The organism is Neolewinella antarctica (assembly GCF_011927835.1).
GTDB classification, from domain to species: domain Bacteria; phylum Bacteroidota; class Bacteroidia; order Chitinophagales; family Saprospiraceae; genus Neolewinella; species Neolewinella antarctica.
On sequence record NZ_JAATJH010000013.1, the window covers coordinates 41,306 to 55,227 of the forward strand.

Here is a 13,922-nt window from a genome sequence, read left to right on the forward strand (position 1 = left end):
TGGTGCCGGTCAGGACTTTAGCTTCTTCCGGTAAAATTAAAGCGTAGCGGACAAAAGAAGCCAGGCCGATCGGAGCACTACTTCGCCTGCCCGTTGAGCATGTCGTCCAGTACGGCCCCCAATTGCCGCACGATCGATTCTCCCGCGGCATCATCCACCAGCGCCGTCATGATGTAGTTACGGTCCGGTCCCTGCACCATCGCTACGTCGGCGTGAAAAGTACTCCAGGAGCCAGACTTGCGGTACACTTTAGCGTTCGGGGCGACACGATCCAGGACACTGACGAACTTATGGTGCAGCTCCGGGTCGACGAGGTATCCGCGCATCTTGCGGCTGGCGTCCGCGCTGACGAGCTCACCGTTGGCTAATTTGTAGAAATACCGGCAAATTTGCTCGGTGGTGGCCGCGTGGCTAATACCTTTCATGGGGTCGGGGTAGCGACGGCCGCCGGCTGCGTAGCGCTTGCCCACCCAGAGTCCCCCACCGTAAGCGGGGTCGTATAACTTGAGGTCGGGAGCCGTCATCGTGCGCTCGATATTTTCGAAGCCGACGCGGTCGATCATCCGGGTAGTAGCGGCGTTGTTGGATTTGGCGATCATGAGGCGCATGTCCTTTTTAACCTCCGCGGACTCCGCCAATTCTCCCCGCTCGATGGCGTCGTGGGCGGCGGCTAGCACGGCTATCTTTGGAAGACTAGCGGCGTACATCATGTGGCGCCCGTTGACGGCAGCGTACTTCGTGCGGCTGCGGTCACTCATGTCCACGATGCCCACCGACAGTCTTTTCTGATCGATGAGCCGCTTCCAGACGGGGTTTTGGCGAAGACGAGTTTTCAGCTGCTTCTGTAACTCACTATCCTTCAGAGACCGCAAATTGCGGCCGGTCGTTCGCACAAGGTCGGTCGTGTCGGTAACTGGGTAATTATCCGAAAAGACTTCCATCCGGAAATTACCAACTAAGTACTCGTCAAGCTCGTATTCACTGACGCTCATAATCAGCGTGGAACTGGCAACCAGGAAAACGTAGAAAATGTGCTTGGCCATAGAAAGGTTAATTCGGCGCGCCCGGCAACCGTGCGGAAATGAAGCCCGGAAAACCTGAGTGATGATGAAAGGGAAGGCGAGCTAGACGTAATGGCTAACGTAAAGGCAAAGATACTAGTATTTATAATTGCGCCGCACAGGTGAACATCCTCGATTTAGTTAAGGTTCGAAAACGACCCTGAGGCTATTGTCGTGATTATTAGTACGTTACGAGCTCTTTACGCTGATCAGGGTGACCGACAAGTCCTACGGCTGCCTTATGTGGGTAGCAGCACGCAGACCGCTCGCGAGCGTGCATCGCTCAAAAATGGCTCGTCCTGACGTAGAACTCCCGGTCCCTCACGCCAAATGTCTTGACGACGAGTGGGCTGACCACCACGATAATTTTTGGGTGGTATATCTGCTCCGGGATGCGCCCGATCACGCGGGCGTAAATCGTCCGTCTACTCCGGGGGTCAGTCAGTTCGATGATGCTGTTGATGGGGGCGGTACGGTGCAGGGCCATAAATTTGTTCTGGTCTCCCTTTTTTGTCCAGGCCGCCTTCCCATTTTCTACTTTCATTTTCCGCCCCGCAGTCCTGGCGTCCCAGAGTTTCTTAAGACCCCGGTTGCGGATGCTGTACGCATCCTGATAAGTGGTTGCTGAGGGAGGGAGGCCCGCGACGGACATGTAGCCGATGTCTAAAATGGTCCCTGGTTTAAGGCGCTGTACGTCGATGTCGGGATTCAATTTCCGTAACGGAGCATCACTCTGCCAACCGAGCCGACGGGTTGCCAAGCCGAACAACGTTTCACCGGCCTGGAGCCGGTACCGGACGGGAACGTACCACGTTAGGCTGTCGGCGGCAATCTCCCACCTGATCACGCTGGCGGGGATGGGCACCTCGATCGTATCGCCTACGGCGTATTTATCGCGTAGGTCAGGTTTAATCACGTAAAAGTCTTCTACGTTGAGGCCGTAAAATTTTGCGGCGCCGTAGACGGTTTGCCGGGGGGCGATTTGGTGTTGAAATAGTAGACTGCCGGATGACTTATCAACTTCCAACAGCATCGTATCCGTGGGCAAAAGAAAATAAAGACTATCACCGGTGTACTGAGCTTGGGCCACGGTAGCTAGTGCAACCACCAGAATGAGCGTTAACGGGTATTTCAAAACGTAGCGAATTTGGGGATCAGTAGAGATGGGCAGCAAAACCAAAGGTAGCACCTTCGGGCGGCGTTAGATTGTTTATCTCGACCATACCCAGCAAAGGACGGGCGCAATGTTTGCGAGCAGTTGACTGACGAACGTTTTTAATCCGCCCGGGGTATCTTCGCGGCTATGGTCCGATTTGCTCCCCTCGCTATTTTGTTGCTACTCTGCTCCCGCGCCCGCGCCCAGGAAACAGCGGTAGTTACAACTCCCGCGCTGGTCAGTGAAGCCGACTTTCCGGCCCGGGCCGAATGGGTGACGAAATGGGATAACTCACTGGCCTATACCCTAGAAACGTTGCTGGCGACGACGGACGGCGATTTGGACTTTCGCCCCACCGCCGGCCAGATGACTTTGAGGGAGCAATTCCACCACTTGGCCACCAATATTTATTTCCTCACCAGCACGTACGTCCACAGCCCGGTTGATTTTGACCTTGCCGCCCGGCGCGAAACGATGAGCCCCACCGCTACGCGCGCTGACCTCTCCGTGACCCTCACGACCGCCTACGCTTTCGCTAAGGACGCCATCAGCGAACTCGCCGAGCACCGGTGGAACGAGCCGGCCCCAAACTTTTTCGCGGGCGAGAAAAGCCGCCGCGTGGTCATTTACCTCCTTCAGGATCACGCTACGCACCACCGCGCCCAGACGCTCGTCTACCTCCGAATACTAGGCCACGAACCCCCAAATTACCGGGGCTGGTAACACACACTCAACTTTAACACATGCCATTTATCACGACACCCATTGCGGGTCTCCAGCTATTCCAACCACGCGTATTTAAAGATGCCCGGGGCTATTTTTTTGAATCTTACAACGCCGATATCTTTAAAAAAGCCGGTATCAACAGCGTCTTCGTGCAGGACAACCAAGCAAAATCCGGAAAGGGCGTACTCCGGGCGTTGCACCGACAGACGGGCGACGCCGCCCAGGCAAAATTAGTCCGCGTAATCCAGGGCTCGGTGTACGACGTTGCCGTGGACCTGCGGCCCGGCTCCCCCACCCTGTACGAATGGTATGGCTGCGAGCTGAGCGCCGAGAACCAGCAACAACTCTTCGTGCCCCGTGGATTCGCCCACGGATACCTGGTGCTATCCGAAACGGCGATTTTCAGCTACAAATGTGACAATTACTACGCGCCCAAAACTGAAGCGGGCCTGCGGTACGATGACCCGGCCATCGGGGTCGAGTGGCCGGATTTGGACGTGGACTACCTCGTGGCCAAACGCGACCTCGAATGGCCGGCCTTAGCGATGAGCGCGAAAATTTAGAAATTTTGCGCTAGCACTTTACCTGCTCGATCGAGCTGGCGACTACAATTAAGCTCGCGTGCTCCGGGTTTAACACCTATTTTCACCCCATGCGTCTACTCGTCATCTCGGCCTGGTACCCCAACCGCGTTTACCCTGCCGATGGCAACTTCGTACAAAACCTCGCCGAGCTGGTGGCGGACGATTGGGAAGTCACCGTACTGGCAGTTACATCGGATTTTAGAGAACCCACTGGGTATCAACGGTTAGAAAAAAAGCGGGAGGGTCCCTTAAACGTTGTCCGCATCTATTATTCGGGGGCGGGGCCGCGGGTGCAGCGTATTCTGGCGAGGCGCAATGCCTGGCGCCGTGGTGTGTCGACTTTTCGCGACGGTTTCGACCTCATCCACGCGCACGTACTGGTGGACGGTGGCATCGTCGCCGCGAAATTAGCGCGCAAGTGGGGCATCCCTTTTGTCGTTACGGAGCACGCTTCCCGGTGGCTCGCGCCGTGGCCGCTACTCAGGGTGATGGAGCGATACCTGGCGACACGGGCGGCCAGCAGCGCCGACTTGATCATGCCCGTCAGCCCGGGTTTGCGGGCGGGCATGGAGCGCCACGGTATCAAGGGTAAGTACCAAGTCGTGTCTAACTCAGTTGACGAGACGACTTTCTACCCCCCCCCCGGAGTGGTCGGAATCACCAACGTTCAGGTTTTTACACGTCAGTAATTTTAGCCCCGCGAAGCGGCTCGACCTAATAATCGGTGCTTTTTACGAAGTCTGGCAGACTCACCCCGACGTTTCCCTGACGATTGCGGGTGACGGGGACATCGCACAACTCACCGAGCTAATCGCTTCCCTGGCCCCGGAGCACCCGAGCAGTAACGGTCACCAACCAGAGATCAACGTGTCAGGCCCCCACTCACTCACCGAGATTGCCGACCTCATGCGCGCCGCCGACGCATTTTTGTTGACCAGCGACTACGAAACCCAATCCGTCGTAATGCTGGAGGCGCAGCTCTGCGGGCTAAAAACGATCGCTACCCAGTGTGGCGGCCCCGAGTCGATCGTCACCGATTCAGAACAGGGGGAACTCATTGATGTGGATGACTACGCGGCTCTTCTCAACGCAATGCAGAAAATGGTGCACGATGGACGTGATAACCCGGTACGGCGGGCGGATTTATCGACCAGGGCCAAAAAACTTTACGCCGCCAGCGCCATCCGTCAGCAATTACTACTCATTTACGACCAAGCCACACGTGCGTAAGCCCCGGCGCATATTTCGGTACGGCCCCCTCGCCGTTCTGTTGGAATGGGAGACCATCATCGACCCCGCCGTGAACGATGCCGTGCACGCCTACCGGGAAGCACTGGCCGGCTGGCCCCACGTCACTGACTGCGTACCGGCCTACGCATCCTTAATGGTCGTGTTTGATCGGCCAGTGCGTGAAGTAGACATGGATCGGCTTTTCGAGCTGCAAATGCCCGACAACTGGAACACAGAAAATATAATACATCACCTACCCGTGCTCTACGGCGGCGAAGGTGGCCCTGACCTAGAAGACGTAGCGGCGTTGACGAAATTGACTAAAGATGAGGTGATCAACCTTCATTGCGGTAGGGACTACCGCGTCTTTCAACTCGGTTTTAGCCCGGGTTTTGGCTTTCTCGGCGTGACCGACCATCGCCTGGCGGTGCCCCGCCTGAGTACTCCCCGCGCGTCGGTTACTGCGGGTTCGGTCGCCATTGCGGGAAATCAAACGGCAATTTATCCGCGGGTGAGCCCCGGGGGGTGGCGAATTGTCGGCCGGTGCCCGTTGCCCATGCTGAACGAAAATGTAGCGCACCTTGGTAACTTGAGTCGCCTGGCTGCGGGCGATACCGTGAGGTTTACCCGGGTAAACGACCGTAAATTCACGCACTTATTACAAAACCCAGCAGCGTGGAAAATCAGGTGACACTCGAATATTTGGGCGCGGCCTCGATAGCTAGCGGGAGTGCCAAGTTGATTAGCGGAGCCCGGCGGGGCGTCCGCCATTTAGCCCTCCCGAGTGGTGGACCGGTAGATCCGCCGTCCGCGGCTTTCGCCAACGAGTTGCTGGGTAACCCACCCGGGCAACCGCTCATCGAGGTTCCGCTGGTGGGCGGTACGTGGCGAATCCAGGGTGATTGCCGCATCGCACTGACCGGAGCGGATATGCACTGGGAGATTGACGGTCAGCCCGTAGCACCAGGAACGGCACGTGATTTGCGGGATTCGAATACCCTGGTTGGCCGGGCTGCGCGCAGTGCGGTATTCGCTTACTTCGCGCTCAACGGTCGCTGGTCGAAAGAGATTTTGTCCAGTAGGGAGTTATTATTAGGGGGAAACATAAAAATTGGAAAAAGCTGGAGTAGTAACTTGCTAGCGTGCGTAGACGGCGCGGTTAAGCAGCAGTTCACCGCGCCGGGTCCAGGTCCCGTTTATGACATGACTTCACCAATCAACGTGTATCCGGGGCCGGAATGGACCTGGCTTTCACCGACTCGGAGGGAAGGGCTTTTAACGGCACGCTACGAAATTAGTACGCAGAGCAACCGACAGGGATTGCGATTACTGCCCCAACCTAATACTCCAAATAGCTACCGGGACCACGCCTCTGAACTTTTGCAAATGATTAGCTCTCCCGTCCTGCCCGGGACGGTGCAACTCACGCCGGCGGGTCCGATAATATTGGGGCCGGACGCCCATACCGTCGGTGGTTATCCCCGGATCCTAATGCTAGCACCGGGTGAATTAGCCAGGGTATATCAGTTCGGGTTCCGGCGTGCTTTTGCTTTCCATCTGCAAGATTTCTACTAGCTCTGCTTTAGCAATTCCAGCGCCCGCCGAATTGCCGCCGCGTTATCCACAATCATTTCGTCGGCGCCGGTGACCTTGTCGTTGAGCCCGATCAGGTAACAGCCCGCAGCTTTGGCGGCCGTGCCCCCCGGCTTACTGTCCTCGATGGCGATACAATCACGTGGGTCCAAACCCAGTTTTTTGGCGGCCAGGAGGTAGATATCCGGCGACGGTTTCAGGTTCGCTACGTCCGTTGCCGTCACAACCACGTCCGTGAAGGAATCCAGACCCAGGGCGGGTACCACGACGTCCGTATCTGCCCGACCACTGTTGGTGGCGATGGCGAGCGGAAACGCATCCGCGACCTCCCGCAACGCTTCCTTTATTCCCGGAAAAGCAGTTCCGCTCGTTCTGATGACGTCGTGGAATCTCACCTGCTTTTGGCTAATCAGCTCGGCCTGGTCAACCGATAGGCCGTGCGCCTCAATCACGTCAGCGGACAGAACCTGGTCGCTCGTCCCGACGTACTGCTCGAACCAGTGCTCGTCGTAACTCAGTCCGTAGTCATTGTTCAGGACGTCGAGCCAGGCTTCACAGTGTTGCGGCTCCGAATCAGCCAGGGTACCGTCGAGATCACAGAGGAGCCCTTTGAATTGTTTGTCGAGCATAAACACTTAGCGTAAAAGGGTTTTAAATTAAACGACCCGCCGGGTATTGCTACCGGGCGGGTCGTGTGGAGGGAAGACGCGCTCCCCCGTAAATTGTTTTCCTGTCTTACTTAATGAGCACGTTACGCACGCTGAGGGCCACACGAGCAACGAGCGCGCCACCGGTTTTTACCTGCGAACTCATCGCGCGAATCTGCTCCGTCGCTTCCACCGTTCGCTGCTGGTGTGATTGCCCCAGTAGAAAGCCGAAGCTCAGCCCACTCAGCACGAACATTATCATTGCAGCAAGTAAAAAGGAACGGGGTTGGCTGGTTTTCATCGGGCGGGTTTGATGTTTATCGCTTAGTGGTTACAAAATAGGGCGCGTTAAAGACTTTAAGAAATCTTACGCGGACTAACTCGGTTCAAACCGACCAAACCAACGTTTTCGCCGACGAATGCACCCCCGAAAGGTGCCGAACGGAAAAGAATCCCGTAAAATTATTAGAAACCCTTCATCACGTCGACCAGCACCTGGACGCTCTCGATTGGCATGGCGTTATAAATGCTAGCCCGAAATCCGCCAACGGACCGGTGGCCCTTCAGTGCGTCCACCCCGGCAGCCTTGGCGGCTTCCATGAAGGGTGCGGTGTCGGCCTCCTCCGTCGTAACGAAGGTTACGTTCATCAAACTGCGGTCGATCGGGTCGGGAATTGTGCACTTGAACTTGGGGTTCCGTTCAATCTCGTCGTAGAGCAGTTTGGCCTTTGCTTCGTTGATCTTCTCCATCGCCTCCAGTCCACCTTGCGCCTTTACCCAGCGCAGGGTCAGCATGCAAACGTAGATGGGGTAGACGGGGGGCGTATTGAAAGTAGAGCCCTTTTCGATGTGAACTCGGTAGTCGAGCATTGAGGGCAGCGCCCGTTTGACCGTGCCCAACAGGTCCTTTCTGATGATCACCATGGTTACACCAGCGGGGCCCATATTCTTTTGTGCGCCGGCGTAGATGATGCCAAATTTCTCCATCGGCAGTCGCCGGCTGAAGATATCGCTCGACATGTCGGCCACGAGGGGGGCGTCAGTCTCCGGCCAGTCTTTGATTTGCGTGCCGTAGATCGTGTTGTTACTCGTGACGTGTACGTACTTCAATCCTTGCGGAATAGGGTAACCTTTGGGAATGTAGTTGAAGTTCTTATCCTTGGAGCTGGCCAATACTTCAACGCCGCCGAAAAGCTTCGCTTCTTTAATGGCTTTCGTAGACCACGTGCCGGTGTCCAGGTACCCAGCTCGCTCGTCTTCGTTGAGCAGGTTCATGGCCGTCAGAAAAAACTCGGCACTCGCACCGCCGGAAATAAAGATCACGCCGTAGTCGTCATTCAAGTCCAACAGTTCCCGCACGAGCGATTCCGTCTCCGCCAGCACCTTAGTGAACGATGGGCTGCGGTGGCTAATCTCGAGGATCGACAGGCCAAGCCCGTCAAAGTCGCGGACCGCGTCGGCGGCCTGCTCCAGAACCGTTGCGGGGAGAATGGCCGGGCCGGCACTAAAGTTATGCATCTTCATATTAGGGTAATTGAGCCGCAAAAGTAGTACCTTTTTGCTGACCGTAAACTCAGGCGCACACCAACACCCAGGTTGGATTCCGTCTTCATCCTTCACGAAACTAATTTTCATTTATGTCCATCCAATTATTCTTGCGCTCCCTGGCGGCCTCTTGTCTCGCGGCATTGGTTTTTTCCTGCACGCCCAAGGCGGCCGGCCCGGCGACAACGAACGCTAAAAATCCTAAGACCAGTACGGCCTCCAAGCCCGCCATGCCCGGGGAAGAGCTGAGCCCCTGCGGTAAGTTTACCGACGCCCGCAACCCCGACCAGGCGGAAACGGATTACGTCATCTACCGCCAACTCCTCAAGGCAAAAGACATGACCCTGGCGATGAAAGAATGGCGCAAAGTTTACGCGAACTCCCCCGCCGCTGACGGTCGCCGCAGCACCGTCTTCACTGATGGCGTAGCTTTTTACAACGACCTGATCCAGCAAGACCCGGCCAAGAAAGAAGTGTACGGAGATACGCTGCTTACCCTCTACACGAAAGCCCGCGAGTGTTACCCGGGCAACGGGTACATGGCCGCCATCCAGGCGTTCGACAGTTACTACACTTACCCAGGCTCGGCTACGGATGAAAACATTTACAGTCTTTTCAAAGAGAGTATAGAGTTAGATGGCAAAGACAAACTTCAGTATTTCGTCGTCAACCCTACGGCCGGTTTGACAGTCAAGCTACACCGGGAAGGAAAACTCACCGACGCCGAAGCAAAGACTACCGTTGATAATCTTCGTTACCGATTGGCAAAAGCGCTTAAGGAGTGCGCGGGGGAAGACTGCGCAACCTGGGAAAAGGTTAATGAATACACCCCCGGCGCGCTCAAATATTTCGAAACCGTGAAGGGCTTTTACGACTGTCAGTACTTCGTTGACGAGTACTACCAAACCTACCAGGATAATCCGGATGATTGTGACGAGATCCGCACCGCTTACAGCCGGATGAAGTTCGGGGGTTGCGCTGAATCCAGCCCGGAACTGCAGGAACTGAAGCAGGCATTCACGAGCAAGTGCCAGGAGCCCGAAGTTGCTGGCGGTGGTGGGAACGCCGCTCCGTGGCAACGACTAGTGAAGGTCGCCTATCAGCTTTATCAGGACGGCAAGCCGAGGGAGGCCGTGAAGAAGTTTGAGGAGGCCATGCCAGATATTCCCGCCGACCGGAAATTTACCTACCAGATGTTGACAGCAAAGATTTACTATCGTGATTTGCGCAGCTTCAGTCAGGCGCGCGCTTGGGCCCGTCAGGCTTCATCTACGGACCCAAGCTCGGGCGAGCCTTATATGCTCATCGGCACGCTTTACGCGAGCAGCGGCCCACTCTGTGGCTCCGGCACCGGTTTTAATTCTCAGGTTGTCACGTGGCCGGCCATCGACATGTGGCAGCGGGCCAAGAGCCTCGACGAGTCGGTGACGAGTAAGGCCAACAAGCTCATCAACACGTACACGCAGTACATGCCGTCACGCTCTGACGTCTTTCAGCGGGGATTGAAGGAGGGGGAATCTTTCACCGTCGAGTGCTGGATCAACGAGACGACGCGTATTCGGACGCCTTAAGTAAAGCTAGCTTTCTTCTGATCAATCCAGGGCAGTAGTGCTTTGGCGCGGTCGCGGGTGCAGAGAAATTTAGTAAGAGCAAAGTGGGTGAACCCACAACTCCTTGCCTTACCCGTTTTCTTGGCACCCGCGACCGCGCCTTTTTAGTTTAAAACTGACAACTCGCACCAGCCGCTACGCCATCCACGGAAACCACCCGGTCCAGCCGCAACCAAGTACCGTCCCGAAACTGGATGTACTCTTCCCCATTATTGGTCATTGTGTTCAACAGCCGGGTTTCGATCCGGCTTGACGTACCGTCCGTCTCCCGAAACTCGATTCGAACCGGGCGGCGCTCGGTGATGGCAGCTTCGAAATTGTCGTAAAAATTGCAGTCGATCGGCTCGTAATTGGTTCGTTGACTGGAGATGATGTGGTCTACGTACGTATCAACCAACTGCTCGTTGAAACTTGTATAAGTGTGGTCGGCACGTAAGGGGGCGGGGAGGTCGTGTTCACCGAAGTAGATAATCGTCCGGCCGTGCCGTTGCGCCAGTAAAGCTTTTTTGAAATCCAGGGGGGACAGGGGAGCTTTGGTGTCGAAGAGTACTAAGCCGTCGATTTCGTAGACGGGGCCTTCCCCCCACTTCCGCCATTCGACTTCCACGGGATAATTCAGCGGCGGGTTGCCCAGGTAACAGATCCTCATAGCTTATTTCTTGGTGGCCAGCGCCCGGTAATCTTCCCGCACGGGGTGGAAGACATCGATAATGCGACAGTCGGTGAGTGCTATGCCCGAGTGCGGCACATTGCTGCCCATGACGGCTACGTCACCGGCTCGGCATATGCGCTTGGTCCCGTCGACGGTAAATTCAAAATCGCCCTCCAAAATAGTGGAAGTCTGTTCGTGCGGGTGCTGGTGGACCGGTAGTTCCGTGCCGGCTTTCAGGTAAAAATCCCCGATGGTACAAGCTTCCGTATGCACGAGGTGGCCAGTTATGCCGGGGAAGACCTCGATGAGTTTAAGGTCTTTATTCTTGTCTATGAACGTACTCATTAACCAGTAATGTGGCGCACCAGGCCGCCGTCGACGGTAATGGTTTGGCCGGTGATGTAATTTGCGGCGGGAGATAGCAAGAAAGCGGCCATCGTTGCAAAATCCGCCGGTTGCCCGATTTTCTTTACGGCCGTCTCCGCGGCAAACTGGCTTTCTACGGCTGATAGATCGAGGCCCTGTATCTCCGCTGACTTCTCCAGGACGGTCGTGATTCTTGGCGTAGCGTGGTACCCTGGTGCCAGGATGTTTACGGTAATTCCTTGCTCGCCAATCTCACGGCTCAAGGTTTTCACGAAGCCCGCCATGGCAGCTCGCATGGCATTGCTCAGCACCAGATTGTCGATGGGTTGTTTAATGGAAACACTTTCGAGAAACAACAGTCGCCCTTCGGCTTTCTCCTTCATAGCCGGCAGCAATGCGTTCGTTAGTTGAATTTTCCAGCGGAAGGTGCTTCGGTAGGCATCATCCCAGTCGTTCATGTCCAGGTCCTCTACCCTGCCCGTAGGTGGGCCGCCAGCGTTAAATACGCAAGCGTAAATTTTGTGCTCATTCAGGAAAGCGGCTAAGTGCTTGACGGCCGTGGCATCGGTCAGGTCGGCGGCGTAGCCAATAAACTTTGCACCTGCGACCGCGCCCATCTTATTCAGATCTTGCTGGGTGCGAGCGATACCAATCACCGTAGCTCCTTCGGCCAGCAAAGCTTCGGCTACCGCACGGCCTAAACCGCTCGTTGCTCCGCCTACGGCAATCGTTTTATCGCTTAACTGTAGATCCATGGTCCGGCTGTACTGATGATGGCCGAAGATACTGTAAAATTGACTCGGTAGAATAGGCGGTTTCTCGACTATCTAATGGATCTCTTCGCTCAACAATCGTTGGTTCAACGTGAGATGTCAATTGCCGATGGCCCTGAGTGCTGCGGCCGGTTGTACGACCCTGCCGGTGACTTTGCCGTCGGCTACGTCAAGGCCAGTCTGCTGCAATATATCGTAGGCTTCTTCCGCATTCAGTTCGGGGTCGATAGATTTCATGACACCAATGAGGCCCGCTACGAAGGGGCAGGCCATGCTAGTGCCGCTAAATACTTTGTAAGTACTGTTCGGTGTAGTGCTATAAATGCCAACGCCCGGCGCCGCAATACCACGTTGCAGGCGATCGACCTTGTTGGAAAACGGCGCGCGCAATAAATACTGGTCGAGTGCACTTACGGTAATCATACCCGTAGCGTTTGCCGGGGCGTAATTGAAGGCATCAGCGTTGCTATTTCCCGCCGCGGCGATGACAATGGCTCCGTGATCGTGCGCGTACTTCACCGCCTGAGAATAGGCTTTCTGACGGCTGCCGTTGCTAGGGCCACCAAGTGATAGGCTGATGATATCGACCCCCTCGTCCACCGCCTCAATGATGCCCGCGATGATGCTTTTCTGCGTACCCATTCCAGCAGCGTTTAACACCTTGATGCCCGTGATTTCTACAAATGGCTGGTCACCACTTCCGGCAAGGGAACCGATACCGATTCCATTGTTAGTAGTACCGGCCGCAATACCGGCACAGTGCGTGCCGTGGCCCATTGGGTCGTTGTCGTACTTTGTGTCGATGGAGAAGTAATTGTCACTCAGATCTTCGTGTTGGCTGTCAATCCCAGTATCCAAAATAGCAATTCTGGCTATTTTCACTGGCGATTTTGTTGACAACAACCGGTAGTACTCATCCATCTTCAGGACACCCATTGCCCACTGCTGATCCGTAAAGGGATCGTTGATGGACAACGAACTCCGTGTACCCGTCTTCGGGGCGACTTCGTTCAACTCCATTGGGCTCAATTGAATCACCTCATTTGGCTCGAAGTACGCAACGGACGGCAGATTTTGCAGTATTTCTGCAGCACTCTGTACGTCTTCGACATCCAGTACAAAATAATCATCTAAGGAAGTAGATTGCCCGTCGGCTGGTAAAAAAGCTGATCTAGGGGTCCAGCCCCGGGAAACAGCATCGGCTCTGAAAGCTTCACCCGCCTGTCCTTGTTTGATCTCGACCAAAAACTCGCCATCCTCATCGTAGTCGATCGGCATAGTTGTCTGGAGACCGTCGGTAAACGTTTTATTCTCGCCGGGAGCTTCGAACTCCAGGAAATGCGCTAGGGCAAATATGAACAGAATGAGTGGTATGGCTACCCAGACCGATATTCGTTTGTTTACCGCCAGGCTCTGGATAAACCCGACCATGCCGAGTAGAAGGAAGTCGCGAATGATGCGGGGCAGTGCTTCGCTGGCTACGAATACGGACTGGTAATCCGTCCATAGCAATAAGCCGATGCCCAGGTAGGTGCCCAGCATCCAGAGTGGGCCGTCTTTGAAGTTCTTACGGAAGAACCAGAGAGAAAGCAAAAGGGAAGTAATGATCAGTACTAGCATGGGACTTTGTTTACTGCCTACAAAATAAGGCTTACCGATGATGTGCGACGGTCGCTGATTATACAAACGGCTAAACAGTCATAAAGATTGAGGTTAAGCCCGGAGACAGGAGCCTAACCTGAACTACTTGGGAGCCGAAGGCTTACAAAATTAGCGCGACTTCGCCTACTTATTTTGCGCTATTTGTAACAAACCGTAGGATCATAAATCAACGCAGCATTTTCATGATGTATGATGAGCGTCTTCCCCAAACGAAGAAAGCCTCACCGCGGTTAGCGATGAGGCTCTCATAAAATTGGCGGCGACCTACTCTCCCGGGAGCAATGTCCAAGTACCATCGGCGCTGGGCAGCTTAACTT

The 13,922-nt window shown here is 55.3% G+C and carries 16 protein-coding genes; 7 read left to right on the forward strand and 9 right to left on the reverse strand.

The window, feature by feature from the left end; translation table 11 throughout:
* Positions 1-77 precede the first annotated feature (77 nt).
* Together GGR27_RS19435 and GGR27_RS19440 are read right to left on the reverse strand one after the other, a co-directional pair.
* A complete protein-coding gene (locus GGR27_RS19435; RefSeq protein ID WP_209038010.1) occupies positions 78-1,043 on the reverse strand; it encodes a serine hydrolase in 966 nt (321 codons plus the stop codon).
* Positions 1,044-1,344: 301 nt separating this feature from the next.
* A complete protein-coding gene (locus tag GGR27_RS19440) occupies positions 1,345-2,196 on the reverse strand; it encodes a LysM peptidoglycan-binding domain-containing protein (protein ID WP_168040522.1) in 852 nt (283 codons plus the stop codon).
* 168 nt (positions 2,197-2,364) lie between these two features.
* Here GGR27_RS19440 and GGR27_RS19445 point away from each other — a divergent pair, with 168 nt between their 5' ends.
* The 6 genes from GGR27_RS19445 to GGR27_RS19470 all read left to right on the forward strand — a co-directional run bounded on the left by GGR27_RS19445 (position 2,365) and on the right by GGR27_RS19470 (position 6,332).
* On the forward strand, positions 2,365-2,940 hold the full coding sequence (locus tag GGR27_RS19445; protein WP_168040524.1) for a DinB family protein: 576 nt from the start codon (positions 2,365-2,367) through the stop codon (positions 2,938-2,940).
* Between the two features lie 20 nt (positions 2,941-2,960).
* A complete protein-coding gene (gene rfbC, locus GGR27_RS19450) occupies positions 2,961-3,506 on the forward strand; it encodes a dTDP-4-dehydrorhamnose 3,5-epimerase (RefSeq protein WP_168040526.1) in 546 nt (181 codons plus the stop codon).
* 89 nt (positions 3,507-3,595) lie between these two features.
* Positions 3,596-4,216, forward strand: coding sequence for a glycosyltransferase (locus tag GGR27_RS19455; RefSeq protein ID WP_168040528.1), 621 nt, complete (start codon positions 3,596-3,598; stop codon positions 4,214-4,216).
* On the forward strand, positions 4,143-4,757 hold the full coding sequence (locus GGR27_RS19460) for a glycosyltransferase family 4 protein (RefSeq protein ID WP_168040530.1): 615 nt from the start codon (positions 4,143-4,145) through the stop codon (positions 4,755-4,757). Before GGR27_RS19455 ends, GGR27_RS19460 begins: the two co-directional genes overlap by 74 nt.
* Positions 4,750-5,448, forward strand: a complete 699-nt coding sequence (gene pxpB, locus GGR27_RS19465) for a 5-oxoprolinase subunit PxpB (RefSeq protein WP_168040532.1) — start codon at positions 4,750-4,752, stop codon at positions 5,446-5,448. The genes GGR27_RS19460 and pxpB overlap by 8 nt, the downstream gene beginning before the upstream one ends.
* Positions 5,433-6,332, forward strand: coding sequence for a 5-oxoprolinase subunit C family protein (locus GGR27_RS19470; protein ID WP_168040534.1), 900 nt, complete (start codon positions 5,433-5,435; stop codon positions 6,330-6,332). Before pxpB ends, GGR27_RS19470 begins: the two co-directional genes overlap by 16 nt.
* Here GGR27_RS19470 and GGR27_RS19475 read toward each other — a convergent pair.
* The 3 genes from GGR27_RS19475 to serC all read right to left on the reverse strand — a co-directional run bounded on the left by GGR27_RS19475 (position 6,329) and on the right by serC (position 8,521).
* Positions 6,329-6,979: an HAD family hydrolase gene (locus GGR27_RS19475; RefSeq protein ID WP_168040536.1), complete on the reverse strand. Its 651-nt coding sequence runs from the start codon at positions 6,977-6,979 to the stop codon at positions 6,329-6,331. The two genes, GGR27_RS19470 and GGR27_RS19475, sit on opposite strands and share 4 nt — an antisense overlap.
* 106 nt (positions 6,980-7,085) lie before the next feature.
* A complete protein-coding gene (locus GGR27_RS19480; RefSeq protein ID WP_168040538.1) occupies positions 7,086-7,298 on the reverse strand; it encodes a hypothetical protein in 213 nt (70 codons plus the stop codon).
* 164 nt (positions 7,299-7,462) lie between these two features.
* Entirely contained in the window at positions 7,463-8,521 is a 1,059-nt protein-coding gene (serC, locus tag GGR27_RS19485) for a 3-phosphoserine/phosphohydroxythreonine transaminase (protein ID WP_168040540.1), read from the reverse strand.
* A gap of 113 nt (positions 8,522-8,634) precedes the next feature.
* Between serC and GGR27_RS19490 the strand changes: the two genes are divergently transcribed.
* Positions 8,635-10,113 (forward strand): tetratricopeptide repeat protein, encoded by a 1,479-nt coding sequence (locus GGR27_RS19490; protein WP_168040542.1) that lies wholly within the window; start codon positions 8,635-8,637, stop codon positions 10,111-10,113.
* Between the two features lie 148 nt (positions 10,114-10,261).
* Here GGR27_RS19490 and GGR27_RS19495 read toward each other — a convergent pair whose 3' ends face one another.
* The 4 genes from GGR27_RS19495 to GGR27_RS19510 all read right to left on the reverse strand — a co-directional run bounded on the left by GGR27_RS19495 (position 10,262) and on the right by GGR27_RS19510 (position 13,563).
* The gene (locus tag GGR27_RS19495) at positions 10,262-10,801 is read right to left on the reverse strand and encodes a hypothetical protein (protein WP_168040544.1); all 540 of its coding nucleotides are present in this window, start codon (positions 10,799-10,801) and stop codon (positions 10,262-10,264) included.
* A gap of 3 nt (positions 10,802-10,804) precedes the next feature.
* Entirely contained in the window at positions 10,805-11,149 is a 345-nt protein-coding gene (locus GGR27_RS19500; RefSeq protein WP_168040546.1) for a cupin domain-containing protein, read from the reverse strand.
* Positions 11,149-11,925: an SDR family oxidoreductase gene (locus tag GGR27_RS19505; protein WP_168040548.1), complete on the reverse strand. Its 777-nt coding sequence runs from the start codon at positions 11,923-11,925 to the stop codon at positions 11,149-11,151. The genes GGR27_RS19500 and GGR27_RS19505 overlap by 1 nt, the downstream gene beginning before the upstream one ends.
* Before the next feature lie 117 nt (positions 11,926-12,042).
* On the reverse strand, positions 12,043-13,563 hold the full coding sequence (locus GGR27_RS19510) for a S8 family peptidase (protein ID WP_168040550.1): 1,521 nt from the start codon (positions 13,561-13,563) through the stop codon (positions 12,043-12,045).
* Between the last annotated feature and the right edge of the window lie 359 nt (positions 13,564-13,922).